Origin of the sequence: Burkholderia sp. Ac-20392, from assembly GCF_017104585.1 — a bacterium.
Taxonomy (GTDB): Bacteria; Pseudomonadota; Gammaproteobacteria; order Burkholderiales; family Burkholderiaceae; genus Burkholderia; species Burkholderia lata.
Genome location: NZ_JAAGPB010000076.1, coordinates 1 through 25,270 on the forward strand (window position 1 = coordinate 1; position 25,270 = coordinate 25,270).

Consider the following 25,270-nt stretch of genomic DNA (forward strand, 5'->3'; position numbering starts at 1 on the left):
TTCCGATCGCGGCGGCCCGCGTCCGCAGCGCAGCCGCACGCGCAGCCGCTAAGCATCCAGGCGCGCGGCGCAAGGCCGGCGGCGGGCCGGCCGGATCGGCATCAGGCCGGTCTTGTCGGCGCGAGGCATTGCGTTTATTGCTTTCGACTGTATATATGTCACGCGGCGCTGCATGGCCGCCGGCATGAGCGATCACCGGCTGCCACGATGGCGCCGGTTGATCGAACAGCCCGATTTCGCATTTTTGGGCCCGTAAAGGCAGTCGACACGCTGCTTTTACCGGCTGGCTTGGCGTTTGCGCCAAAAATCGCTATAATCGCGGAGTCGCTGGGCGTACGGATTCAATGTGCGGCTCAGGTGCGACCACCAGTAAGAAGATGGGCGTTCCGCCCATTTTTTTTTGCTGAAACGGTTAGGCATCTCGGGTAGCGCTTCCTGCGCCGGCTAAGGCGCGCGCCCGCGGGTGAATCGCGAGCGGCGGGCGCGAACACCTGAGAGGACACAGTGCAACTGACGGAACTGATAGAAACCACGGTCACCGGGCTCGGCTACGAGCTGGTGGATCTCGAGCGCACCGGGCGCGGCATGCTTTGCATCTACATCGATCAGCCTGCCGGCATCTCGCTCGAAGATTGCGAAAAGGTCACGCGTCAGCTCCAGCACGTCTTGACGGTCGAAAACATCGATTACGAACGGCTCGAAGTCTCGTCCCCGGGGCTCGACCGCCCGTTGAAGAAGCTGGCCGACTTCGAGCGCTTCGCCGGCAGCGAAGTTTCCGTGACCTTGAAAAAGCCGCTGGACGGGCGCAAGACGTACCGGGGCATTCTGCACGCGCCGAATGGCGAAACGATCGGTTTGGAATTTGAGGGGAAGAAGGGCGAGGCAGCCATGCTGGATTTCACGCTGGCCGATATCGATAAAGCCCGCCTGATTCCGCAAGTTGACTTTAGGAGCCGCAAATAATGAGTCGCGAAGTGTTGATGCTGGTGGATGCGCTGGCGCGCGAGAAAAACGTCGACAAGGATGTGGTGCTGGGCGCCCTCGAGGCTGCGCTCGCGTCCGCTTCCAAGAAGCTGTTCGACGAAGGCGCCGAAATCCGCGTCCATATCGATCGCGAAAGCGGCGAGCACGAAACCTTCCGTCGCTGGCTCGTCGTGCCCGACGAGGCAGGCTTGCAGGAGCCGGATCGCGAGATCCTGCTGTTCGAAGCACGTGAGCAGAAGCCCGACGTCGAAGTCGGCGAGTATGTCGAGGAACCCGTTCCGTCGATCGAGTTCGGTCGCATCGGCGCGCAGGCCGCGAAGCAGGTGATCCTGCAGAAGGTGCGCGACGCTGAGCGCGAGCAGATCCTGAACGACTACCTCGAGCGTGGTGAAAAGATCATGACGGGTACGGTGAAGCGCCTTGACAAGGGCAACTTCATCGTCGAATCCGGCCGTGTCGAGGCGCTGCTGCGCCGCGATCAGCTGATCCCGAAGGAAAACCTGCGCGTGGGTGACCGCGTGCGCGCTTACATCGCGAAGGTCGACCGCACCGCGCGCGGTCCGCAGATCGAGCTGTCGCGTACGGCGCCCGAGTTCCTGATGAAGTTGTTCGAAATGGAAGTGCCGGAAATCGAGCAGGGCCTGCTCGAGATCAAGGCAGCTGCCCGCGACCCGGGCGTGCGCGCGAAGATCGGCGTCATCGCCTACGACAAGCGGATCGATCCGATCGGCACCTGCGTCGGCATCCGCGGTTCCCGCGTGCAGGCCGTGCGCAACGAGCTCGGTGGCGAAAACATCGACATCGTGCTATGGTCGGAGGATCCCGCCCAGTTCGTGATCGGCGCGCTCGCGCCGGCAGCTGTCCAGTCGATTGTCGTCGATGAAGAAAAGCACTCGATGGACGTCGTCGTCGACGAGAACGAGCTGGCTGTCGCGATCGGCCGCAGCGGTCAGAACGTTCGCCTTGCAGGCGAGCTGACCGGCTGGCAGATCAACATCATGACGCCGGACGAATCCGCCCTGAAGCAGGGTGAAGAGCGCGACCGGTTGCGTGCGCTGTTCATGGCGCGTCTCGACGTCGACGAAGAAGTTGCCGACATCCTGATCGACGAAGGCTTCACGAGCCTGGAAGAAATCGCGTACGTGCCGCTCAACGAAATGCTCGAAATCGAGGCGTTCGACGAGGACACCGTGCACGAACTGCGCAACCGCGCACGCGACGCGCTGTTGACGATGGCCATCGCGAACGAAGAAAAGGTCGAGAACGCAGCGCTGGATCTCAAGAGCCTCGACGGCATCACGCCGGAGCTGCTCGCGAAGCTGGCCGAACACGGCGTGCAGACGCGCGACGATCTCGCCGAGCTGGCTGTAGATGAACTGGTCGACATGACCGGGATGGAAGAGGATGCCGCTAAGGCGTTGATCATGAAAGCACGTGAACACTGGTTCCAGTGAGAAATGACCATGGCGCACTGATTTGATGGCGGCCGTATGGCCTGACCCGATGCTAACCGCAAGGAATCGGTCCTTGCACTAAGAGGAATGAATGGCGAGTAACAACGTAGCCCAATTTGCCGCGGAACTGAAAATGCCTGCTGGTGTGCTGCTCGAACAGCTGCAGGCAGCGGGCGTCCAGAAAGCGAGTGAAGACGATGCGCTGTCCGAAACGGACAAGGCGCGTCTGCTCGATCATTTGCGCAAGTCGCACGGCGCAACCGACGGCGACAAGCGCAAGATCACGCTGACCCGCAAGCATACGTCGGAGATCAAGCAATCTGACGCGACGGGCAAGGCTCGCACCATTCAGGTCGAGGTCCGCAAGAAGCGTACGTTCGTCAAGCGCGACGACGTGAGCGAGGGTGCGGAACAGGGTCAGGCGCAGGTCGCCGAAGCGGACGACGATGCAGAACTGAAGCGTCGCGAAGAAGAAGCGCGCCGCGAGGCCGAACTGCTCGAGAAGCAGGCGCAGGAGCTTCGCGAGCGTCAGGAACGCCTCGAGCGCGAGGAAGCCGAGCGCCGTGCCCGCGAGGAAGCGGCCGAAGCCGAGCGCCGTCGCGCCGAGGAAGAGGCAGCGACGAAGCGTGCCGCGGCCGAAGCTGCAGCGGCGCAGCAGCAGGCAGCCGCACAGCAGGCTGCTGCAGCCGAGCAGCAGGAAGCGGCGAGCACGCAGTCCGCGCAGGACGAAGCACGCGCAGCCGCCGAACGTGCGGCGCAGCGCGAAGCGGCGAAGAAGGCTGAAGACGCTGCCCGCGAGGCGGCGGACAAGGCGCGCGCCGAGCAGGAAGAGATCAGCAAGCGTCGTGCGGCGGCAGAAGCCGAAGCGCGTGCGATTCGCGAAATGATGAACACGCCGCGCAAGGCCGTGGTCAAGGCAGTCGAGCCGCCGAAGCCGGTCGAGCCGCCGAAGCCGGCCGAAGCGAAGGGCACGCTGCACAAGCCGGCAAAGCCGGAAGGTGCGCAGGCGCGTCCGGCCGTGAAGAAGCCGGCCGGTGCTGCAGCGCCGGCTACGACTGCGCCGGCAGGCGCGGGCGACCGCAACAAGAAGCCGGGCGCAGGCAAGGGCGGCTGGCAGGACGACGCATCGAAGCGTCGCGGCATCAAGACGCGCGGCGATTCGAGCGGCGGCGTCGACCGCGGCTGGCGCGGCGGCCCGAAGGGTCGCGGCCGTCACCAGGACAGCTCGACGTTCCAGGCGCCGACCGAACCGATCGTCCGTGAAGTGCACGTGCCGGAAACCGTGTCGGTTGCCGACCTCGCGCACAAGATGTCGGTCAAGGCCTCCGAAGTCATCAAGGTGATGATGAAGATGGGCCAGATGGTCACGATCAACCAGGTGCTGGACCAGGAAACGGCGATGATCATCGTCGAGGAACTGGGCCACCGCGCGGTTGCCGCGAAGCTGGACGATCCGGAAGCGCTGCTCGTCGAAGGCGAAACGGGTACCGATGCGGAGCAACTGCCGCGTCCGCCGGTCGTCACGGTCATGGGTCACGTCGACCACGGCAAGACCTCGCTGCTCGACCACATCCGCCGCGCGAAGGTTGCTGCTGGCGAAGCGGGCGGCATTACGCAGCACATCGGCGCTTATCACGTCGACACGCCGCGTGGCGTCATCACGTTCCTCGATACACCGGGTCACGAAGCGTTCACGGCAATGCGTGCACGCGGCGCGAAGGCGACCGACATCGTGGTGCTGGTGGTGGCAGCCGACGACGGTGTGATGCCGCAGACGAAGGAAGCCATCGCCCACGCGAAGGCAGGCGGTGTGCCGATCGTCGTCGCGATCAACAAGATCGACAAGCCGGACGCGAATCTCGATCGCGTCAAGCAGGAACTGGTTGCGGAAGGCGTCGTACCGGAAGAGTACGGCGGCGATTCGCCGTTCGTGCCGGTTTCGGCTAAGACGGGCGCAGGTATCGACGATCTGCTCGAGAACGTGCTGCTGCAAGCCGAAGTGCTGGAACTGAAGGCACCGGTCGAGGCGCCGGCCAAGGGCATCGTGATCGAAGCGAAGCTCGACAAGGGCAAGGGCCCGGTCGCGACGATCCTGGTGCAGTCCGGTACGCTGAATCGAGGCGACGTCGTGCTGGCGGGTACGGCCTACGGCCGCGTGCGCGCGATGCTCGACGAGAACGGCAAGCCGACGAAGGAAGCCGGTCCGTCGATCCCGGTCGAAATCCAGGGTCTGTCGGAAGTGCCGGGTGCGGGCGAAGAAGTGATCGTGCTGCCGGACGAGCGCAAGGCGCGTGAAATCGCACTGTTCCGTCAAGGCAAGTTCCGTGACGTGAAGCTTGCGAAGCAGCAGGCCGCGAAGCTGGAGAGCATGCTCGAGCAGATGGGCGAAGGCGAAGTGCAGAACCTGCCGCTCATCATCAAGGCCGACGTGCAGGGCTCGCAGGAAGCACTCGTGCAGTCGCTGCTCAAGCTGTCGACCGACGAAGTGCGCGTGCAGATCGTGCACAGCGCGGTGGGTGGCATCAGCGAAAACGACGTCAACCTCGCAACGGCATCGAAGGCGGTCATCATCGGCTTCAACACGCGTGCAGATGCACAGGCGCGCAAGCTGGCCGAGTCGAACGGCATCGACATCCGTTACTACAACATCATCTATGACGCAGTGGATGAGGTGAAGGCGGCAATGTCGGGCATGCTGGCGCCGGAGAAGCGCGAAGTCATCACCGGCATGGTCGAGGTGCGCCAGGTCTTCAAGGTACCGAAGATCGGTGCAGTCGCCGGCTGTATGGTGACGGACGGTATCGTCAAGCGCTCGTCGTCGGTGCGCGTGCTGCGCAACAACGTCGTGATCTTCACGGGCGAACTCGAATCGCTGAAGCGCTTCAAGGACGACGTGAAGGAAGTGAAGCAAGGCTTCGAGTGCGGTATGTCGGTGAAGAACTTCAACGACATCGTCGAAGGCGACCAGTTCGAAGTCTTCGAAGTGACCGAAGTCGCGCGTACGCTGTAACCCTCGCGCATCGGCTCATGGGCGGGGCAGGCTTGGGCCTGTCCCGCCCATTTTCATGGTGGCGTGCCAACACTGGCCGCCGCTTTATCCTGATAAACGGATCACGGATCGATCATGTCCAGGAAACGTACTTCCCCCAATCGCAACGTACAGATTGCTGACCAGATTCAGCGCGATCTGTCCGAACTCATCATGCGCGAGGTCAAGGACCCGCGCATCGGCATCGTGACCATCCAGAGCGTGGAACTCACGCCGGATTACGCACACGCGAAGGTCTACTTCACCGCGTTGACCGGCGATCCGGACAAGACGCAGGAAGCGCTGAATCACGCGTCGGGTCACCTGCACAACCTGTTGTTCAAGCGCCTGCACATCCATACGGTGCCGACGCTGCATTTCCACTACGACCAGACGATCGAGAAGGCCGTGGAAATGTCGCGCCTGATCAAGGAAGCGAACTCGACGCGCGCGAAGGACGACGACGAGGCCGACGCGGCCGCCAAGGACGACTGAGCTCGACCGGCCTATGACGACTGCAGCATCCCAACGTCCGCGCGTGCCCCGGCGCGTGCTGGACGGCGTCCTCCTGCTCGACAAGCCGGTCGGCCTGTCGAGCAACGACGCGCTGATTCGCGCGAAGCGCCTGCTGCTCGCGAAGAAAGCCGGTCACACCGGTACGCTCGATCCGCTGGCTTCGGGCCTGCTGCCGCTGTGCTTCGGCGAGGCGACGAAGTTCTCGCAGGATCTGCTCGAAGCGGACAAGACCTACGAAGCGACGATGCGTCTCGGCCAGCGTACGGCCACCGGCGACGCGGAAGGCGAGGTGATCGACACGCGGCCCGTCGAATGCGACCGCGCGGCGGTGGAAGCCGCGCTCGTGCGCTTCACCGGCGAGATCGTGCAGGTGCCGCCGATGTATTCGGCGCTCAAGCGCGATGGCAAGCCGCTGTACGAATATGCGCGCGCGGGGCAAACCGTCGAGCGCGAGGGCCGCAATGTGACGATCCTCGCACTCGAGCTGCTCTCGTGCGACTTGCCTGACGTGACGTTTCGCGTGACCTGCAGCAAGGGCACGTACGTGCGCACGCTGGCGGAGGATATCGGCGAGGCACTTGGTTGCGGTGCGCATCTGACGATGTTGCGCCGCACGGGCGTCGGTGCGCTGACGCTCGAGCATGCGGTGACGCTCGACGCGCTGTCCGATGCCGATGAAGCGTTGCGCGATGCGTGGCTCCAGCCGGTCGACGCGCTGCTGTCGACGTTTCCGCTGGTTCGTCTCGATGAAACCAGCGCGAAGCGATTCCTGCACGGCCAGCGTCTGCCACTGTCGGCGCTCGACCCGATCGATGCGGCCGAAGGCGAGCGTGTGCGTGTCTATGACGCGACTCGGCTGCTCGGCGTGGCTCGCAAGGCGAACGGCGTACTGGCGCCGGAACGGCTCGTCGTCACGGCGGCCTGACGCAGCCGCGCGAACGCGCTCCCGTCGGAATGGAAAAAGCCCGGTCGATGTCGACCGGGCTTTTTTGTTTGCGTTCAGGCTGCGTGTTCAGTGTGCAGCCGATGCCGCGGCACCTGCATCGCCACCACCCGAGCGCTCGGGCTTCGTGATCCAGATCAGCCCGATCAGCAGCACGAAGATCGCCGCCGAGATGTAGAACAGGTCGTTCACGCCGAGCTGCGCGGCCTGCTGCGTGGCCATGTTGTTGATCAGCCCGTGCGCCTGGTCCTGCGTCAGCCCGAGGTTGCCCATCTGCGTGACGGCCTGGTTGAACGTCGGGTTGTAGACGTTCGTCTGCTCGACCAGTTGCGCGTGATGGAAGTTGTTGCGATGGTCCCAGGCCGTCTGGAAGATCGACGTGCCGATACCGCCGCACATGATCCGCACGAAGTTCGACAGGCCCGATGCCGCGGGGATGCGGTGGCCGGGCAGGCCGGACAGCGTGATCGACACCAGCGGGATGAAGAAGCCGGCCATCGCGATGCCCTGCACGAGCGTCGGCAGCGTCAGCGACCATTCGTCGACGCCCGTCGTGTAGCGCGACCGCATCCAGAAGCACAGCGCAAACGTCAGGAACGACGCCGTCGAGATAAAGCGCGGATCGGTGCGCGGCAGATACTTCCCGGTGAGCGGCGACAGCAGGATGGCGAACAGCCCGACCGGCGCCATCACGAGACCGGCGTCGGTCGCGGTGTAGCCGATCTGCGTCTGCAGCCACAGCGGCAACAGCACGAGGTTGCCGAAGTACAGGCCGTACCCGATCGACAGCGCAACCGTGCCGCCGGTGAAGTTCCGCATACGGAACAGCGACAGGTCGACAACCGGATGCTCGGCGGTCAATTCCCAAATGACGAAGAACGCGAACGCAATGACGGCGGTCAGCGCGAGCACGATGATGGTCGTCGATGCGAACCAGTCGAGATCCTTGCCCTTGTCGAGCATGATCTGCAGCGAACCGACCCAGATGACCAGCAGCGCGAGGCCTACGCCGTCGATCGGCGCACGGCGCACGGCCGACTCCCGGTTGCGGTAGATCGCCCACGTCGCGGCGGCGGCGGCGATGCCGACCGGGATGTTGACGTAGAAGATCCACGGCCACGAGTAGTTGTCCGAGATCCAGCCGCCGAGAATCGGGCCGGCAACGGGCGCGATCAGCGTCGTCATCGCCCATAGCGCGAGCGCCATGGGTGCCTTGGCGCGCGGATAGCTCGATAGCAGGAGCGCTTGCGACAGCGGAATCATCGGGCCCGCCACCGCGCCTTGCAGCACGCGTGACCCAAGCAGGAACGGCAGGTTGGGCGAGAGCCCGCACATCCACGACGAAATCACGAACAGGATGATCGACGCGAGGAACAGGCGCACCTGCCCGAAGCGGTCGGTCAGCCAGCCGGTCAGCGGCACCGAGATTGCGTTCGCGACCGCGAACGACGTGATGACCCACGTGCCCTGGTCGGACGACACGCCGAGGTCGCCCGAGATGGTCGGGATCGCGACGTTCGCGATGGACGTGTCGAGCACGTTCATGAACACCGCGAGCGATACCGCGATCGTCCCGATCACGAGTTGCCCGCCCTGCAAGGGCGGGTGAGAGACAGGAGCCTGTGCCATGTCGGTTGTTTTTCCGGAGTCGGAACGGTTACATCATCTTCGCGACGGCATTCGACTTCGACGCAGCCGGCGCCGCTGCGTTGCCGCCTGCGTTCTCGGCAATGACGCGGGCGATTTCGGCGTCGGCTTCGTCGCCGTACTTCGCGAACACATTGGTCTCGTAGACGGTGTTCGGCGCGTTCACGAGCTGATCGCCGCGTTCGTCCTTGATGTCCACGTCGACCTGCATCGACAGGCCGATGCGCAGCGGGTGCTTGTCGAGATCCTTCGGATCGAGTTCGATCCGCACCGGCAGGCGCTGCACGACCTTGATCCAGTTACCCGTCGCGTTCTGCGCGGGCAGCAGCGAGAACGCCGAACCCGTGCCGGCCGAGAAGCCGACCACCTTGCCGTGGTAGACCGCCGACGAGCCATAGATGTCGGCCGTCAGTTCGACCGGCTGGCCGATGCGCATGTGCTTGAGCTGGACTTCCTTGAAGTTCGCATCGACCCACACTGCGTTCAGCGGCACCACCGACATCAGCGGCGTGCCCGGCGACACGCGCTGGCCGACCTGCACCGAGCGCTTCGCGACATAGCCGGTGACCGGCGCGGGCAACACGTTACGGGCGTTCGCCAGGTACGCGTCGCGAACCTTCGCGGCCGCAGCCATCACGTTCGGATGCGAGGCGATCGTCGTGTTCGCGGTCAGCGCGCGGTTCGATGCGAGCTGCTGCTGCGACGCGTCGAGCGATGCCTGGGCGGCGCGAACGGCGTCGCGAGCGTGCGAGATTTCTTCCTGCGACACGGCACCCGTCTGAGCGACGGCCACGCGGCGGCGGAGGTCGTCCTCGGCCTTCGACAGATCGGACTGGCGCAGCGCGACTTGCGCGCGGTACTGGTCGTCGTTGACGAACAGGCCGCGCACCTGGCGCACCGTTTGCGCGAGATTGGCTTCGGCCTGCTGCAGCGCGACCTGCGAGTCGGCCGGGTCGAGCACGACGAGCGGGTCGCCGGCCTTGACCGTTTGCGTGTCGTCGGCCTTCACCGCGATCACGGTGCCGGTGACTTGCGGCGTGATCTGCACGACGTTACCGTTCACGTACGCGTCGTCGGTCCCTTCATGGAAGCGGGCGACGAGGAAGTAGTACAGGCCATACGCGATGGCCGCGATCACGATGACCGCGACGAGCAGCGTCATCATCCGTTTGCGCTTGCCGTTGTTCTGCGGCTGCGCGCTGGCGGCGTTTTGTTGGTCGCTCATGGCGATTTTCTCCGTCCGTTATTTCGAGTGTCTGCGTAGTGGTGGCGCCGGATCAGTTGGCGGCCTGTTTTGTCGGCTTGTCGGCATCGGGCGCGGCGAGCGGCGTGCCGGTCGCGTCGAACCCGCCACCCAGCGCCTTGATCAGCGCGAGCTGCATGTCGCGGCGGCGCATCTTCAGGTTGGTCACCGTCTGTTCCGATGCGAGGCGGTTGCTGTCCGCTGTCAGCACCTGCAGCTGCGGCGACAGGCCGGCCTTGTAGCGAATGACCGCGAGGTCATAGGCGCGCGTCGATGCGTCGAGTGCGCGTTGCGCATCGCCCATCTGGCGATCGACCGCACGGATCGATGCGACCTGCGTCGCGACGTCGTTCAGCGCACTGATCAGCGTCTGGTTGTAGTTCGCCACCGACAGGTCGAAGTCCGCGTAGCGGCCCTTGAGCTGCGCGCGCAGCGCGCCGGCGTCGAAAATCGGCAGGTGGATCGCCGGGCCGAACTGCGCCTGACGGCTCGCGAAGTTCAGGAATTTGCCCCAGCCGAACGCATCGAAGCCGAAGCCGGCCGCGAGGTTCACGTCGGGATAGAACTCGGCCTTCGCTTCCTTCACGTCGTGCATCGCGGCTTCGACCTGCCAGCGCGCGGCGACGATGTCGGGGCGGCGTGCGACGAGATCGGCCGGCAGGTTGCCGGGCAGCGCGACTTCGCCGCTCGGGTTCAGCACGGGCGCCGCGATCTGCAGGCCGCGATCCGGGCCTTTGCCGAGCAGCGCGGCGAGCTGGTAGCGCACCGTCGTGATCTGGCCATCGAGATCGGACAGCGAAGCCTGGGTCGTCGCGATATTGCCCCGCGCCGTCTGGCGTTCGACGTTGGTGTCGAGGCCGGCCGACACGCGGCCGTCGGTGATCTTGCCGACCGTCTCGCGATTGGTGATTTCACGCTGCGCGATATCGCGCAGCGCATAGAGTTGCGCGAGCGAGTTGTAGGTGCGTGCGACCGACGACGCGAGCGTGATGCGTGCCTGCTGCATGTCGGCTTCGGCGGCCTTTTCCTGCGACACGGCGGTGTGCAGGCGTTCGCGGTTCTTGCCCCACAGGTCGAGTTCCCACGACGCACTCGCGAGCGCGTTGTTCTCGCTGTACCACTGGCCGCCGTACGGGGGCGGGAACAGCGCGTTCGCCGAATACAGCTCGCGCGTCCACGAATAGCTGGCTTCCGCCTTCGGCATCAGGCTCGAACGCGATGATTCGATGTATGACGACGCCTTTGCGATGCGCGCCTGCGCCTGCGCGATCGACGGATTGCCCTGCAGGGCTTCGTCGATCAGCTTCGGCAGCTGCGGATCGCCGAACTGGCTGGCCCAGTCGAGCGCCGGCCACTGGCCGCCCTGGGCCGGCAGGCTCTGGGCGGATTCGAATTGCGACGCGGGAGCGATCTGCTTGTCGCTCTTGATGCCGATGTAGTTCGCGCAGCCCGCCAGCGCCAGTGCGGCGACCGCGGCAGCGACGGCGGCGCGGCACGACCCGGCGCGCACGGACAACGGGGAGGATTTCATCGCGCTGATCCCTGACTCGGAATGAATGATGGACACTGCAAGGATTTCCTTACATTAATCTGTCAAAAGTAATTGTTATGGCAACTATTACGTGATGCTGCCGCCGGCGGTCTCGCAATAGTTGCTGAGAATGCGGCGCAGCATGCTCTTCAGGAACCCGACTTCTTCCGGCGTAAACCCGTCCAGCACCTGGTCGAGCACGCTGCGGAAAATCGGCGGCAGCCGTTCGGCGAGCGCACGGCCCTCGTCGGTCAGCTCGAGGCGCACGACGCGCCGATCCTCGATGCTGCGTACGCGGGACAGCAGGCCGCGTTTCTCGACCCGGTCGAGCAGGCGCGTGACCGCGCTCGCGTCGATCCCGTACTCGCGCGCGAGCTCGGCGGCCGTCGAGCACTTGCCGACCGCGATCATGAACAGCATGCTCGCCTGCGTGCCCGTGATACCGAGCTCTTCCTGCGTGCGTTGCGTGACGAGGTTGGTCATCACCGACTTCACGCGCGACATCAGATAACCGACGCTGTCGTTCATCTGATACGAGGACAGCGGCGAAACGGGTGGTTGGGTAGAAGAATCCGACATAAAACCCTGAAGCTGCAATAGTTGACTAGGCAGCAGTATAGGCACAGTTGCTTGCCGCGGCAAATGTTAATCGAACGGCAAAGGGCGCGCTTTGTGTCCCACAAATCCCTTATGAGAATAAGGTTTTTGGGCTTGCCGATGACGCGGGCTTCGGCCGACTGGCGGGTTCGAGGGGAGGGCGTGCCGGCCGGATTGTGTTGGGTTCCAACGTGCCCGTCAGCTCTCGACATCCGCACGTGCTATAATTTGTGGCTTTCCAAGCTGCAATGCGCGCGCCCGTGAAAAACGAGCGGGCGCTTTTGCGCGTTCAAACGATTTCCAGGTTTCTATGACCCGCGCCCTTCGCAATATCGCCATCATCGCCCACGTCGACCACGGCAAGACTACGCTCGTCGACCAACTGCTTCGCCAGTCCGGCACCTTCCGCGAGAACCAGCAGATTGCGGAACGGGTGATGGACTCGAACGACATCGAAAAAGAGCGCGGGATCACCATTCTCGCGAAGAACTGCGCGGTCGAGTACGAAGGCACGCACATCAACATCGTCGACACGCCGGGGCACGCGGACTTCGGTGGCGAGGTGGAGCGCGTGCTGTCGATGGTCGACTCGGTGCTGCTGCTCGTCGACGCGGTCGAGGGCCCGATGCCGCAGACGCGCTTCGTCACGAAGAAGGCGCTCGCGCTCGGCCTGAAGCCGATCGTCATCGTTAACAAGATCGACCGTCCGGGTGCGCGGATCGACTGGGTCATCAACCAGACCTTCGACCTGTTCGACAAGCTCGGCGCAACCGAAGAGCAGCTCGACTTCCCGATCGTCTACGCATCGGGCCTGAACGGCTATGCGTCGCTCGACCCGGCTGCGCGCGAAGGCGACATGCGCCCGCTGTTCGAGGCAGTCCTCGAACACGTGCCGGTCCGTCCGGCGGATCCGGATGCGCCGCTGCAGCTGCAGATCACGTCGCTCGACTATTCGACGTACGTCGGCCGGATCGGCGTCGGCCGCATCACGCGCGGTCGCATCAAACCGGGCCAGCCGGTCGCGATGCGCTTCGGCCCGGAAGGCGACGTGCTGAACCGCAAGATCAACCAGGTGCTGTCGTTCACGGGCCTCGAGCGCGTGCAGGTCGAGTCGGCCGAAGCGGGCGACATCGTGCTGATCAACGGTATTGAAGACGTCGGCATCGGCGCAACGATCTGCGCGGTGGATACGCCGGAAGCGCTGCCGATGATCACCGTCGACGAGCCGACGCTGACGATGAACTTCCTCGTCAACTCGTCGCCGCTCGCCGGCCGCGAAGGCAAGTTCGTCACGAGCCGCCAGATCCGCGACCGCCTGATGAAGGAACTGAACCACAACGTCGCGCTGCGCGTGAAGGACACCGGCGACGAAACGGTGTTCGAAGTGTCGGGCCGTGGCGAACTGCACCTGACGATTCTCGTCGAGAACATGCGTCGTGAAGGCTACGAGCTGGCCGTGTCGCGTCCGCGCGTCGTGATGCAGGAAATCGACGGCGTGCGGCACGAGCCGTACGAGCTGCTGACCGTCGACGTCGAGGACGAGCATCAGGGTGGCGTGATGGAAGAGCTCGGTCGCCGCAAGGGCGAGATGCTCGACATGGCGTCGGACGGCCGTGGCCGTACGCGTCTCGAGTACAAGATCTCGGCACGTGGCCTGATCGGCTTCCAGAGCGAATTCCTGACGCTCACGCGCGGCACGGGCCTGATGAGCCACATCTTCGACTCGTACGCACCGGTCAAGGACGGTTCGGTCTTCGAGCGCCGCAACGGTGTGCTGATCTCGCAGGACGACGGCGCTGCTGTGGCCTACGCACTGTGGAAGCTGCAGGATCGCGGCCGCATGTTCGTGAAGCCGGGTGACGCGCTCTATGAGGGTATGATCATCGGTATCCACAGCCGTGACAACGACCTCGTCGTGAACCCGATCAAGGGCAAGCAGCTGACCAACGTGCGTGCGTCGGGTACCGACGAAGCCGTGCGCCTCGTGCCGCCGGTCCAGATGTCGCTCGAGTACGCGGTCGAATTCATCGACGACGACGAGCTCGTCGAAGTGACGCCGCAATCGATCCGCCTGCGCAAGCGCTTCCTGAAGGAGCACGAGCGTCGCCGCGCGAGCCGCGAAGGCGCGGTCGACTAAGCGTTTCGGCCGTTCGCTGCATCACGGAAAAGGCTGCCTGCGGGCAGCCTTTTTTGCATCTGCGCAGTGTGCAATCCGATTGTCTGCAAAACACTGTTCCTGCGGGTCGTGGCAATCCGGCAAAACCCCGTCGCGCGGTGCTTTCAGGCACATTTCGCCGTGAACTTCGGTATCGGTTCTGTGATATGCTGCGCGCACGCAAGTTTAGGTCCTTCCAAGCAAGACTTGATTCGCAATCCGCTAAACGGTCAGGCCGTGTCGCGGAAGGTTGAGTAACCCGCTATTTCTCGAGAAACTCGAAGAAAGGTGAGCGTAAAATGTCAGATGTAATGAAGCAGTTTCAGCTGAACTCCTATCTGTTCGGCGGCAATGCTTCGTACGTTGAAGAACTGTACGATGCATACCTCAACAATCCGGCATCGGTGCCGGAGAACTGGCGAGAGTATTTCGACGCGCTGCAGAATGTGCCTGCAACGGACGGTTCGAATGCCAATGACGTCGCCCATTTTCCGATCGTCGAATCGTTCGCCGAGCGCGCGAAGGCCAATGCCTTCATCCCGCGCGAAAGCACCACCAATCTGGCTGCGGCACGCAAGCAGGTGCACGTCCAGTCCCTCATCAGCGCCTATCGCTTCCTTGGCTCGCAGTGGGCCAATCTGGATCCGCTGAAGCGTCGCGAACGTCCCGCCATTCCCGAACTCGAGCCCGCGTTCTACGATTTCTCCGAAGGCGACCTCGACCAGACGTACAGCGCAAGCAACCTGTACTTCGGTTTCGACCAGGCTTCGCTGCGTGACATCGTCAAGGGTCTGCGCGACACGTACTGCGGCACGATTGGCGCTGAATACATGTACATCAGCGACCCGGAACAGAAGCGCTGGTGGCAGGAGCGCCTGGAGTCGACCCGCGCGACGCCGAACTTCTCGGCAGACGAGAAGAAGCACATCCTGAATCGCCTGACGGCCGCTGAAGGCCTCGAGCGCTACCTGCATACCAAGTACGTCGGCCAGAAGCGCTTCTCGCTCGAAGGCGGCGAAAGCTTCATCGCGGCGATGGACGAAGTCGTCCAGCACTCGGGCAAGCGCGGCGTGCAGGAAATCATCATCGGCATGGCCCACCGCGGCCGTCTGAACGTGCTGGTCAACACGCTGGGCAAGATGCCGGCCGACCTGTTCGCCGAATTCGAAGGCAAGCACGTCGACGACCTGCCGGCCGGTGACGTGAAGTACCACAAGGGCTTCTCGTCGGACGTGTCGACGGAAGGCGGCCCGGTCCACCTGTCGCTCGCGTTCAACCCGTCGCACCTCGAAATCGTGAACCCGGTGGTCGAAGGTTCCGCGAAGGCGCGGATGGACCGTCGCGGCGACGAAGACGGCCTGCAAGTGCTGCCGGTGCAGATCCACGGTGACGCGGCCTTCGCTGGCCAGGGCGTCGTGATGGAAACGCTGAACCTCGCGCAGACGCGCGGCTACGGCACGCACGGCACGCTGCACATCGTCATCAACAACCAGATCGGCTTCACGACGTCCGACCCGCGCGATGCGCGCTCGACGCTGTACTGTACCGACGTCGTCAAGATGATCGAAGCGCCGGTGCTGCACGTGAACGGCGACGATCCGGAAGCCGTCGTGCTCGCGATCCAGATCGCGATCGACTACCGGATGCAGTTCCACAAGGATGTCGTGATCGACATCGTCTGCTTCCGCAAGCTGGGCCACAACGAGCAGGACACGCCGGCGGTCACGCAGCCGCTGATGTACAAGAAGATCGCGCAGCACCCGGGCACCCGTGCGCTGTACGCCGAGAAGCTCGTGCAGCAGGGCGTGATCAGCGCGGAAGACGCCGACAACTTCGTGAAGGCGTACCGCAAGGCGATGGACGACGGTCACCACACGGTCGACCCGGTCCTGTCGAACTACAAGAGCAAGTACGCGGTCGACTGGGTTCCGTTCCTGAACCGCAAGTGGACGGATGCAGCCGACACGGCCGTGCCGCTCGCAGAACTGAAGCGCCTCGGCGAACGCATCACGACGGTCCCGGAAAACTTCAAGGTCCACCCGCTCGTCGAGCGCGTGATCAACGACCGCCGCAACATGGCGCGTGGCGACCAGCCGCTCGACTGGGGCATGGGCGAACACCTCGCGTTCGCGTCGCTCGTCGCATCGGGCTACTCGGTGCGCCTGACCGGCCAGGACTCGGGCCGCGGCACGTTCACGCACCGTCACGCGGTGCTGCACGACCAGAACCGCGAGCGCTGGAACGACGGTACGTACGTGCCGCTGCAGAACATCGCTGAAGGCCAGGCGAAGTTCACGGTGATCGACTCGGTGCTGTCGGAAGAAGCGGTGCTGGGCTTCGAATACGGTTACTCGACCGCCGAGCCGAACACGCTTGTGCTGTGGGAAGCGCAGTTCGGCGACTTCGTCAACGGCGCGCAGGTCGTGATCGACCAGTTCATCTCGTCGGGCGAAGTGAAGTGGGGCCGCGTGTCGGGCCTGACGATGCTGCTGCCGCACGGCTACGAAGGCCAGGGTCCGGAACACTCGTCGACGCGTATCGAGCGTTTCCTGCAACTGTGCGCGGATCACAACATGCAGGTCGTTCAACCGACGACGCCGGCACAGATTTTCCACCTGCTGCGTCGCCAGATGATCCGTCTGTTCCGCAAGCCGCTGATCGTCGCGACGCCGAAGTCGCTGCTGCGTCACAAGGAAGCGGTGTCGGACCTGTCGGAACTCGCGAAGGGTTCGTTCCAGCCGGTGCTGGGCGAAACCGACGGCGGCATCGACGCGAAGAAGGTCAAGCGCGTGCTGGCATGCTCGGGCCGCGTGTATTACGACCTCGTCGCGCATCGCCGCGAAGCGAAGGCGAACGACGTCGCGATCATCCGTATCGAGCAGCTGTATCCGTTCGCGCACAAGCAGTTCGAAGCCGAAATGAAGAAGTACGAGAACGCGACTGAAGTGGTCTGGGTGCAGGACGAGCCGCAGAACCAGGGCCCCTGGTTCTACGTCGAGCACCATCTGAAGGAAGGCATGAAGGAAGGGCAGAAGCTGGCATACAGCGGCCGTCCGGCTTCGGCCTCGCCGGCGGTTGGCTACTACGCGAAGCACTACGAGCAGCAGAAGGCCCTCATCGAAGGTGCTTTCGGCCGCCTGAAGAGCGCATCGATCGCGAAATAACCGACGGAAGCGAAACGGGAAGGCGCCATGCGCTTTCCCGTCTCTTTTGGCCTGCCGGGCGCGTCGCGCGCCGCACCGGCCGAAGGAATCGCACGAACCTCGTCATTACCCAGATTAAGCATCCAGGAAAATCACATGGCTATCGTAGAAGTCAAAGTCCCCCAGCTTTCGGAGTCGGTTTCGGAAGCCACCATGCTGCAGTGGAAGAAGAAGCCGGGCGAAGCAGTTGCTCAAGACGAAATCCTGATCGAACTCGAGACCGACAAGGTCGTGCTCGAAGTGCCGGCACCGGCTGCGGGCGTGCTCGCGCAAGTGCTGCAGAACGACGGTGACACCGTCGTTGCCGATCAGATCATCGCGACGATCGACACCGAAGCGAAGGCAGGCGCAGCCGAAGCCGCCGCGGGCGCCGCCGAAGTCAAGCCGGCAGCAGCGCCTGCCGCAGCCGCACCGGCAGCACAGCCGGTCGCCGCCGCTGCATCGTCGACGACCGCATCGCCGGCCGCATCGAAGCTGCTGGCCGAGAAGGGCCTGTCGGCGGGCGACGTCGCAGGTTCGGGCCGCGACGGCCGCGTCACGAAGGGCGACGCGCTGGCAGCAGGCAGCGCACCGAAGGCTGCGCCGGCTGCCGCACCGGCCAAGACGGCCGCTGCGAAGCCGTCGCTGCCGGAAGTGAAGGTGCCGGCATCGGCCGCGACCTGGCTGAACGACCGTCCGGAACAACGCGTGCCGATGTCGCGCCTGCGTGCGCGTATCGCCGAGCGTCTGCTCGAGTCGCAGCAGACCAACGCGATCCTGACGACGTTCAACGAAGTGAACATGGCCCCGGTCATGGAGCTGCGTAACAAGTACAAGGACAAGTTCGAGAAGGAACATGGCGTGAAGCTTGGCTTCATGTCGTTCTTCGTGAAGGCGGCGGTCCACGCGCTGAAGAAGTTCCCGCTCGTGAACGCGTCGATCGACGGTAACGACATCGTCTACCACGGCTACTTCGACATCGGTATCGCTGTCGGCTCGCCGCGCGGCCTCGTCGTGCCGATCCTGCGCAACGCGGATCAACTGAGCCTCGCCGAGATCGAAAAGAAGATCGCCGAGTTCGGCCAGAAGGCGAAGGACGGCAAGCTGTCGATCGAGGAAATGACGGGCGGTACGTTCTCGATCTCGAACGGCGGCGTGTTCGGCTCGATGCTGTCGACCCCGATCATCAACCCGCCGCAGTCGGCAATCCTCGGTGTGCACGCGACGAAGGAGCGTCCGGTCGTCGAAAACGGCCAGATCGTGATCCGTCCGATCAACTACCTCGCGCTGTCGTACGACCACCGCATCATCGACGGCCGCGAAGCCGTGCTGTCGCTCGTCGCGATGAAGGATGCGCTGGAAGATCCGGCACGCCTGCTGCTCGACCTGTAAGCCGAGTTTCACCGCATTGACCCGCACCGCACGGGCGCGCGACACGCGCGGCCCGTGCGGTTGCACAAGAAGAAAGGATTGTCATGTCCAAGGAATTTGACGTCGTCGTGATCGGCGCCGGCCCCGGCGGCTACATCGCCGCGATCCGTGCCGCGCAGCTCGGCAAGACCGTTGCCTGTATCGAGAAGTGGAAGAATCCGGCCGGCGCGCTGAAGCTCGGCGGTACGTGCCTGAACGTCGGCTGCATTCCGTCGAAGGCGCTGCTCGCGTCGTCGGAAGAGTTCGAGAACACGTCGCACCACCTGGCCGACCACGGCATCACGGTTGACGGCGTGAAGATCGACGTCGCGAAGATGCTCGGCCGCAAGGACGCGATCGTCGAGAAGATGACGAGCGGGATCGAGTTCCTGTTCAAGAAGAACAAGATCACCTGGCTGAAGGGCCATGGCAAGTTCACCGGCAAGACCGACGCCGGCGTGCAGATCGAAGTGAGCGGCGAAGGTGAAACCGAAGTCGTCACCGCGAAGAACGTGATCATTGCGACGGGCTCGAAGGCGCGTCACCTGCCGGGCATCCCGGTCGACAACAAGATCGTGTCGGACAACGAAGGTGCGCTGACGTTCGACGCGGTGCCGAAGAAGCTCGCCGTGATTGGCGCAGGCGTGATCGGCCTGGAGCTCGGTTCGGTGTGGCGTCGCCTGGGTGCCGAAGTGACGGTACTCGAAGCGCTGCCGGCATTCCTCGGCGCAGCTGACGAAGCGCTCGCGAAGGAAGCGGCCAAGCTGTTCAAGAAGCAGGGCCTCGACATCAATCTCGGCGTGCAGATCGGTGAAGTGAAGGCGACCGCGAACGGCGTGTCGATCGCCTACACGGACAAGGACGGCAACGCGCAGACGCTCGACGCCGACCGCCTGATCGTGTCGGTCGGCCGCGTGCCGAATACCGACAACCTCGGCCTCGAGGCAATCGGCCTGAAGGCGAACGAACGCGGCTTCATCGACGTGGACGACCACTGCCGCACGGCGGTGCCGAACGTGTACGCGATCGGCGACGTGGTGCGTGGCCCGATGCTCGCGCACAAGGCGGAAGACGAAGGCGTGCTGGTCGCGGAAGTGATCGACGGCCAGAAGCCGCACATCGACTACAACTGCATTCCGTGGGTGATCTACACGTACCCGGAAATCGCATGGGTCGGCAAGACGGAGCAGCAGCTGAAGGCGGAAGGCCGCGAGATCAAGTCGGGCAAGTTCCCGTTCTCGATCAACGGCCGCGCGCTCGGCATGAATGCGCCGGACGGCTTCGTGAAGATGATCGCGGACGCGAAGACCGACGAACTGCTCGGCGTGCACGTGATCGCGGCGAACGCGTCGGACCTGATCGCGGAAGCCGTGGTGGCGATGGAATTCAAGGCGGCGTCGGAAGACATCGCCCGCATCTGCCATCCGCACCCGTCGATGTCGGAAGTGATGCGCGAAGCGGCGCTCGCCGTCGACAAGCGTTCGCTGAACAGCTGAGCGCGGAATAGCGCCGGCCGGCCATCGGCCGGCGCAGCCGTCTCATGACGAGGGCGGGCGGGGTTTCCCGTCCGCCTTCGTTTTTTCCGGTTTGCCCGATGAACGTCACCGAATACTACACGCGCGAACTGACCACGCGCGGCTATCAGTCCGATCCCGCGCAGCGCGCGGCCGTCGATCGCCTGCAGCAATGCTTCGACGAGTGGGTCGAGTACAAGGCGCGTCGCTCGAACGCGTTCAAGAAGCTCATCAATCATCCCGACCTCCCGCGCGGCGTCTACATGTGGGGCGGCGTCGGGCGCGGCAAGAGCTTCCTGATGGACAGCTTCTACGCGGTCGTGCCCGTGCAGCGCAAGACGCGCCTGCATTTCCACGAATTCATGCGCGAAGTGCACCGCGAGCTCGAGGAACTGAAAGGGCAGGCCGATCCGCTCGACGAACTCGCGCGGCGCATCGCGAAGCGCTACCGGCTGATCTGCTTCGACGAGTTTCACGTGTCGGACATTGCCGATGCGATGATCCTGTACCGTCTGCTCGACCGCCTGTTCAACAACGGCGTGCAGTTCGTGATGACGTCCAACTACGATCCCGACGACCTGTATCCGGACGGTCTGCATCGCGACCGTATGCTGCCGGCGATCGCGCTGATCAAGTCCAGGCTCGACGTGCTCAACGTCGACGCGGGCGTCGATTATCGCCAGCGCACGCTCGCGCAGGTGAAGATGTATCACACGCCGCTCGGCGCGGATGCCGATCGCGAATTGCGGCATGCGTTCCAGAAGCTTGCCGCCGTTCCCGACGAAAGCCCGCTGCTGCATATCGAGAAGCGCGAGCTGAAGGCGCTGCGCAAGGCGGACGGCGTCGTATGGTTCGACTTCGCGACGCTGTGCGGCGGCCCGCGCTCGCAGAACGACTATCTCGAGCTCGCAAGCCGCTTCCACGCGATCGTGCTGTCCGAGGTGCCGCAGATGTCGCCGCGGATGGCGTCCGAGGCGCGCCGCTTCACGTGGCTCATCGACGTGCTGTACGACCATAAGGTCAAGCTGCTGATGTCCGCGGCGGTGCCGGCGGAGCAGTTGTACGTTGAAGGGCCGATGGCCAACGAGTTTGCGCGGACGGTCTCGCGAATCGTCGAGATGCAGTCGAAGGAATACATCGAAACGCCGCGCCGCATCGTCGATACGTCACTGACCTGAGTGCGATTTCCGGCAATTGACGGGATTCAAACGTCAATTCCAGTCAAATTAAGGCAATCTCAGGGTATTTTCGGATTTGTCTTATATTCATTGTTGAGGTGAGCCGATATCGTTGTGTCATGGTTACTAAGGCTGGAGATGTCCATGACACCGTATCGCGATCTGACCGATCAAGAGTGGCGCTGCGTTGCGTCGCTTCTGCCCGAAATGCAGCCGCGCACCGAGTTGCGCGGCCGTCCGTTGGCCAATACGCGTGCCGTCCTGAACGGCGTGCTCTGGGTGATCTACAGCGGCGCAACGTGGTCGGCCATGCCGCGTCGTTACCCGTCCTACCAAACTTGCCATCGTCGCTTCAAGGTCTGGCACGAGACGGGCGCGTTGATGAGTGTCATGCGTGAACTCTATGGCGATGCAGGCGCGAATCTATGCAACGAGTTGTCCACGCGGATGCGCAAGCACACGCAATCGAAGGCGGCGGAAGCACGCAGCAATGTGGCGCCCGCATATCGCGCACCTGGTAGCTATGCGTCGGACACGCTGAAGCATGCAGCGTGATGTTCTTCAGTTCCCGCTACGCACACACCAAAAGAAAATCGGCCTGACGACTTCGTCGCAGGCCGATTTTTTCATTGAGTCGCGCGTTTAAGCGCGAACCACATTATTGCTGGCGAACCCAGGTCTGCGAACGACCGAGCAGCGACACGCCGATGTAGCCGCGCACGACGAGTTTCTGGCCACCGTCTTCAAGCGTCATCTTGCACTTGTAGACCTTGCCGTTCTCCGGGTCGAGAATGTTGCCGCCGTCCCAGTGGTCGCCTTCCTTCTTCATGGCCTTGATGATCGTCATTCCCTTGATGAGCTGATCCTTGCGCTCGTCCGTGCAGGCGGTGCAACGGCGATCAGGCGTATCGTTCGCGCCGAGGCCCTTGACGACCTTGCCGGTCAGCGCACCATCACCGTCCTCGGCGATCTGCACGAGTGCCTTCGGCTGATGCGTGTTGTCGTCGATCGTCTGCCACATGCCGATGGGGCTGTCTGCTTGTGCGAACGTGGGGGCAGCGCAAGCGAGCAGTACGCCGGCGATGGCGATTGCACGAAACGGGCGGGTCAGTTGAATCATTGTCGTCCTCCTTGTTTTGCATGTCGTGTTCGATTTGCCCGCACGACCGTCTGCATGGGGCGGGCATGTTGCGAGCTTCGCCAGAATACGTGAAACGACGCGCCACGTTTGATAGAGGGGACTCTAATCGAAACAGCCCGCGTGGCGCGGGCTGTTTGGTGGCCGATCAGTTGAGCTGATACGAGAATGCGGCGTTGATGCGCGGGCTGCGTGATGCGCTTTCGACCGGCGCGTCACCCACCGGCTTCGCGACGTTCAGGTCGAGGCTATAGAAGCGGCTGTCCGTGAAACGCACGCCGATGCCGACCGACGACATGCGGTTCGGCGACGGTGTGCCCGAGTGCAGGTACACACGCGCCATGTCGTAGGCGATGTATGGCGTAACGGATTTCATATACGTCCAGCCCGGCGTGAAGCCGCGGTTGACCTCCAGCGACATCCCCCATCCCGAGTCACCCGACGCTTCGCCTGGCTGATAGCCGAGCGCGTAGCGTGTCGAGCCGAACGAGATCTGCTCGGAGGTCGGCAGCGAGTCGGGGCTGTATTGCCCGGTCAGCGAGATCGACGTGCCGATCCGGAACGGCCATTCGTTGGTTTGCGTGAAGGTCGCGCCGGTGCGGACGAAGGTCAGTGATGTCGGGTCGGCGTACGTAATCGTCGAGCCGTTAACCAGGCCGGTCTGCGATTTCGATGCGCCGAGGATGTCGAACGCCTTTGCGACGTTGACGCTCAGCTTTCGCACCTGCTTCGGTTGTACGCTCGTGTAGTCGAGCTGCAATTGCAGCACGCGTACCTGCGACCTGTTGTCGAGGGTATTGCCGTTGATTTTGTTCTGATAGTTGTCGTCGTTATGCGCTGCATAGCCCGACACCGTGCCGAGCAGGCTGCGCTGGTTGTTCAGAAGTATTGGGTAGGATGCCGAAAGACCGAGCTTCTCGCTTTTTACGGTTCGCTGGACGGTCGACGGCAGCCCCGGATTGTCAGTCGGCTTGCCGCGATACGTGCTCGCGTCGAGGCGCGTGATCAGGCCGCTGCTGCCCACGGGTACCGCGCCGCTGAATGCGACGTAGGTCTGCTTGTCGCGCCCCGGCGGCGCCAGTGCGGAAATGCTCAGTTGCTCGCCGAACGACGTGAGGCCGTTTTCGGTCGCGGTGATGAGACCCTGGACGCCCGGGTGGTTGAAGTCGATACCGGTGCTGACGTTGAACGGCTTGCGATCGACCGCGAGTTCGAGCGTCGTGGCGCCGTCGGTGGTTTGCGGCGGCGGTACGTTCGCCTTTACGGTGAGGCCGGGCAACAGGCCGAACGTGTTCACGTAGCGTTCGAACGTCGCGCGGCGCAGTGGACGATCGGCAGTGATATGCGCGGCGATCGCACGAATCTTCGATTCCATCGCACCGGGCTTGCCGGTTACCTTGACGTCCGACACATAGCCTTCGACAACCGTGATGCGCACGACGCCGTTCTCGAACGTCTGTGCAGGAACGAACGCGAACGACAGCGCGAAGCCGCGATCCTGGTACAGCTTCGTCACGCCGTTGGCCGTTTCGATCAGGTCGCCGATCGTGATGTCCTTGCCGACGAGCGGGGTGAAGCGACGCGAGATTTCCTCGAACGGTACGGACTTCACACCTTCGACCTGGAACGTCGCCGGTGTCAGGTGACGCGACAGCAGCTCCTGCAACTGCGGCGCCTGCGGTGCGACCTGCACGGTCACGTTCGGGCCGGTTTTCGGCGCGTTGATCTGGGGCAGGGAGTCGAGCGGGTTACCTCCGACGCGCGTTTGTGCATGTGCCGTGCCTGCTGCCGCGATGGCGAGCAGCATCATCCATCTGTCGAGTCTGGATTTCATTGTTCTTCCTCGTTGGCCTTGCTTTTCGTCTTCTTTGTAATGCCGGCGCGCGACACCAAGGTGCCGCGCGCCGCGTGCCGCAATGCCGGTTGTGTTTGTACGGTCGCGCCATCCGCTCCGGCTGCGAAGGTGCGACCGTCCTCCTTACTTGCCAACGCTACCCAGCGTACCCAGCAATCCCGTTACCGGTGCCAGCAGCCCCGTCGAGCCGCCGCCCGACGTTGCCGAACCCGTGACGCTGCCGACCAGCGACGTGACCGGTGCGAGCGGGCTCGCTCCCCCCGATCCTGCTGCGCCGCCAACTGCTCCGGTGACAGTATTCAGCAAACCGGTGACAGGCGCGAGAGGGTTTGCACTGCCTGCACCACCCGTTGCGCCACCGAGCGTGCCCGTGACCGTCGACACGAGATTCGTGACAGGGGCGAGCGGGCCGCCGCTGCCGCCCGCCGCACTCGTCGACGAACTGCTCGACCACCTCGCACTCGTCACGGCCGGGCCCGACGCGCCGCCGGACGCGGTCGAGGCCGCGCGGCGCGCATTCGTCGTCGAGCATCCGCTGCAACCGTTCGCGGCCGCGTATTTCCAGCCCGGCAGCGAACTCGTTTCCTACGACGCCGAGCGTGCGACGCTTGCGACGCTGCTGGCGGCCGAAGCGTTGCGCGACGGGCCGCGCGAGCTGCCGTTCTTCGCGCAGCCGCTGCCGGCCGAACCGGTCGAGCCTGTCGCATTCAGCGAATTCGAACGTTTCTGGCGGCATCCCGCGCGTGCGCTGCTGCGCGGGCGGCTCGGCATCGTGCTCGCCGACGCGCAGGCCGAACTGCTCGACACCGAGCCGTTCGCGCTCGATTTCGCCGGCAGCGATGCGCTCGCCGAGCGCGTGCTGCCGCTGCTGATCGAATCGGACGAGGGCGGCGTG

General features: G+C 63.9%; 17 protein-coding genes and 2 pseudogenes. 12 read left to right on the forward strand and 7 right to left on the reverse strand.

Annotated features, from left to right (window positions below):
• Positions 1-504 precede the first annotated feature (504 nt).
• From rimP to truB, 5 genes are all read left to right on the forward strand, one after another.
• Complete coding sequence (gene rimP / locus G3N99_RS12195; RefSeq protein WP_011351796.1) at positions 505-963, forward strand: ribosome maturation factor RimP; 459 nt, start codon at positions 505-507, stop codon at positions 961-963.
• Positions 963-2,438 (forward strand): transcription termination factor NusA, encoded by a 1,476-nt coding sequence (gene nusA / locus G3N99_RS12200; RefSeq protein ID WP_006476166.1) that lies wholly within the window; start codon positions 963-965, stop codon positions 2,436-2,438. The genes rimP and nusA overlap by 1 nt, the downstream gene beginning before the upstream one ends.
• A 91-nt stretch (positions 2,439-2,529) precedes the next feature.
• Positions 2,530-5,448: a translation initiation factor IF-2 gene (gene infB / locus G3N99_RS12205; RefSeq protein WP_174934437.1), complete on the forward strand. Its 2,919-nt coding sequence runs from the start codon at positions 2,530-2,532 to the stop codon at positions 5,446-5,448.
• A 114-nt stretch (positions 5,449-5,562) separates the two neighbouring features.
• The gene (rbfA, locus tag G3N99_RS12210; RefSeq protein WP_039339297.1) at positions 5,563-5,961 is read left to right on the forward strand and encodes a 30S ribosome-binding factor RbfA; all 399 of its coding nucleotides are present in this window, start codon (positions 5,563-5,565) and stop codon (positions 5,959-5,961) included.
• A 13-nt stretch (positions 5,962-5,974) separates the two neighbouring features.
• Positions 5,975-6,907 carry a tRNA pseudouridine(55) synthase TruB gene (gene truB, locus G3N99_RS12215; protein ID WP_206122501.1) on the forward strand — a complete coding sequence of 311 codons (933 nt, stop codon included), beginning with the start codon at positions 5,975-5,977 and terminating at the stop codon, positions 6,905-6,907.
• An 87-nt stretch (positions 6,908-6,994) separates the two neighbouring features.
• Here truB and G3N99_RS12220 read toward each other — a convergent pair whose 3' ends face one another.
• The 4 genes from G3N99_RS12220 to G3N99_RS12235 form a co-directional block, all read right to left on the reverse strand.
• A complete protein-coding gene (locus G3N99_RS12220) occupies positions 6,995-8,554 on the reverse strand; it encodes a DHA2 family efflux MFS transporter permease subunit (RefSeq protein ID WP_011351801.1) in 1,560 nt (519 codons plus the stop codon).
• Positions 8,555-8,582: 28 nt separating this feature from the next.
• Positions 8,583-9,797 (reverse strand): HlyD family efflux transporter periplasmic adaptor subunit, encoded by a 1,215-nt coding sequence (locus G3N99_RS12225; RefSeq protein ID WP_174982035.1) that lies wholly within the window; start codon positions 9,795-9,797, stop codon positions 8,583-8,585.
• 52 nt (positions 9,798-9,849) lie between these two features.
• A complete protein-coding gene (locus tag G3N99_RS12230; protein ID WP_174934431.1) occupies positions 9,850-11,346 on the reverse strand; it encodes an efflux transporter outer membrane subunit in 1,497 nt (498 codons plus the stop codon).
• An 87-nt stretch (positions 11,347-11,433) separates the two neighbouring features.
• On the reverse strand, positions 11,434-11,925 hold the full coding sequence (locus tag G3N99_RS12235; RefSeq protein WP_011351804.1) for a MarR family transcriptional regulator: 492 nt from the start codon (positions 11,923-11,925) through the stop codon (positions 11,434-11,436).
• Positions 11,926-12,253: 328 nt separating this feature from the next.
• On the opposite strand from G3N99_RS12235, the gene typA reads away from it, so the two are divergent.
• The 6 genes from typA to G3N99_RS12265 all read left to right on the forward strand — a co-directional run bounded on the left by typA (position 12,254) and on the right by G3N99_RS12265 (position 21,937).
• Positions 12,254-14,080: a translational GTPase TypA gene (typA, locus tag G3N99_RS12240; protein ID WP_039358989.1), complete on the forward strand. Its 1,827-nt coding sequence runs from the start codon at positions 12,254-12,256 to the stop codon at positions 14,078-14,080.
• Between the two features lie 317 nt (positions 14,081-14,397).
• Positions 14,398-17,262, forward strand: coding sequence for a 2-oxoglutarate dehydrogenase E1 component (locus tag G3N99_RS12245; protein ID WP_174934429.1), 2,865 nt, complete (start codon positions 14,398-14,400; stop codon positions 17,260-17,262).
• A 135-nt stretch (positions 17,263-17,397) separates the two neighbouring features.
• Positions 17,398-18,672 carry a 2-oxoglutarate dehydrogenase complex dihydrolipoyllysine-residue succinyltransferase gene (gene odhB / locus G3N99_RS12250; RefSeq protein WP_174934427.1) on the forward strand — a complete coding sequence of 425 codons (1,275 nt, stop codon included), beginning with the start codon at positions 17,398-17,400 and terminating at the stop codon, positions 18,670-18,672.
• An 83-nt stretch (positions 18,673-18,755) separates the two neighbouring features.
• Complete coding sequence (gene lpdA, locus G3N99_RS12255) at positions 18,756-20,186, forward strand: dihydrolipoyl dehydrogenase (RefSeq protein ID WP_011351808.1); 1,431 nt, start codon at positions 18,756-18,758, stop codon at positions 20,184-20,186.
• A 98-nt stretch (positions 20,187-20,284) separates the two neighbouring features.
• Positions 20,285-21,382 carry a cell division protein ZapE gene (gene zapE / locus G3N99_RS12260; protein WP_041492816.1) on the forward strand — a complete coding sequence of 366 codons (1,098 nt, stop codon included), beginning with the start codon at positions 20,285-20,287 and terminating at the stop codon, positions 21,380-21,382.
• Between the two features lie 144 nt (positions 21,383-21,526).
• On the forward strand, positions 21,527-21,937 hold the full coding sequence (locus G3N99_RS12265; protein ID WP_174934423.1) for a transposase: 411 nt from the start codon (positions 21,527-21,529) through the stop codon (positions 21,935-21,937).
• A 103-nt stretch (positions 21,938-22,040) separates the two neighbouring features.
• On the opposite strand, the gene G3N99_RS12270 is transcribed toward G3N99_RS12265, so the two are convergent.
• The 3 genes and pseudogenes from G3N99_RS12270 to G3N99_RS12280 form a co-directional block, all read right to left on the reverse strand.
• Entirely contained in the window at positions 22,041-22,502 is a 462-nt protein-coding gene (locus G3N99_RS12270; RefSeq protein WP_174934048.1) for a DUF2147 domain-containing protein, read from the reverse strand.
• Positions 22,503-22,668: 166 nt separating this feature from the next.
• The gene (locus G3N99_RS12275; RefSeq protein ID WP_174934421.1) at positions 22,669-24,354 is read right to left on the reverse strand and encodes a ShlB/FhaC/HecB family hemolysin secretion/activation protein; all 1,686 of its coding nucleotides are present in this window, start codon (positions 24,352-24,354) and stop codon (positions 22,669-22,671) included.
• A 144-nt stretch (positions 24,355-24,498) separates the two neighbouring features.
• Positions 24,499-24,804 (reverse strand): annotated as a pseudogene (locus G3N99_RS12280) (hypothetical protein); the annotation flags it as partial.
• Between G3N99_RS12280 and G3N99_RS12285 the strand changes: the two are divergent.
• Positions 24,788-25,270, forward strand: a pseudogene (locus tag G3N99_RS12285) (exodeoxyribonuclease V subunit gamma); the annotation flags it as partial. The pseudogenes G3N99_RS12280 and G3N99_RS12285 sit on opposite strands and share 17 nt — an antisense overlap.

What these genes read in the sequence shown, in the direction of transcription:
- infB (WP_174934437.1), top strand. Translation starts at nt 2,530, where the DNA reads ATGGCGAGTAACAACGTAGCCCAATTTGCCGCGGAACTGAAAATGCCT.
- typA (WP_039358989.1), top strand. Translation starts at nt 12,254, where the DNA reads ATGACCCGCGCCCTTCGCAATATCGCCATCATCGCCCACGTCGACCAC.
- lpdA (WP_011351808.1), top strand. Translation starts at nt 18,756, where the DNA reads ATGTCCAAGGAATTTGACGTCGTCGTGATCGGCGCCGGCCCCGGCGGC.
- nusA (WP_006476166.1), top strand. Translation starts at nt 963, where the DNA reads ATGAGTCGCGAAGTGTTGATGCTGGTGGATGCGCTGGCGCGCGAGAAA.
- G3N99_RS12230 (WP_174934431.1), bottom strand. Translation starts at nt 11,346, where the DNA reads ATGAAATCCTCCCCGTTGTCCGTGCGCGCCGGGTCGTGCCGCGCCGCC.
- odhB (WP_174934427.1), top strand. Translation starts at nt 17,398, where the DNA reads ATGGCTATCGTAGAAGTCAAAGTCCCCCAGCTTTCGGAGTCGGTTTCG.
- G3N99_RS12265 (WP_174934423.1), top strand. Translation starts at nt 21,527, where the DNA reads ATGACACCGTATCGCGATCTGACCGATCAAGAGTGGCGCTGCGTTGCG.
- G3N99_RS12275 (WP_174934421.1), bottom strand. Translation starts at nt 24,354, where the DNA reads ATGAAATCCAGACTCGACAGATGGATGATGCTGCTCGCCATCGCGGCA.
- G3N99_RS12225 (WP_174982035.1), bottom strand. Translation starts at nt 9,797, where the DNA reads ATGAGCGACCAACAAAACGCCGCCAGCGCGCAGCCGCAGAACAACGGC.
- G3N99_RS12245 (WP_174934429.1), top strand. Translation starts at nt 14,398, where the DNA reads ATGTCAGATGTAATGAAGCAGTTTCAGCTGAACTCCTATCTGTTCGGC.
- G3N99_RS12220 (WP_011351801.1), bottom strand. Translation starts at nt 8,554, where the DNA reads ATGGCACAGGCTCCTGTCTCTCACCCGCCCTTGCAGGGCGGGCAACTC.
- truB (WP_206122501.1), top strand. Translation starts at nt 5,975, where the DNA reads ATGACGACTGCAGCATCCCAACGTCCGCGCGTGCCCCGGCGCGTGCTG.
- G3N99_RS12235 (WP_011351804.1), bottom strand. Translation starts at nt 11,925, where the DNA reads ATGTCGGATTCTTCTACCCAACCACCCGTTTCGCCGCTGTCCTCGTAT.
- zapE (WP_041492816.1), top strand. Translation starts at nt 20,285, where the DNA reads ATGAACGTCACCGAATACTACACGCGCGAACTGACCACGCGCGGCTAT.
- G3N99_RS12270 (WP_174934048.1), bottom strand. Translation starts at nt 22,502, where the DNA reads ATGATTCAACTGACCCGCCCGTTTCGTGCAATCGCCATCGCCGGCGTA.
- rbfA (WP_039339297.1), top strand. Translation starts at nt 5,563, where the DNA reads ATGTCCAGGAAACGTACTTCCCCCAATCGCAACGTACAGATTGCTGAC.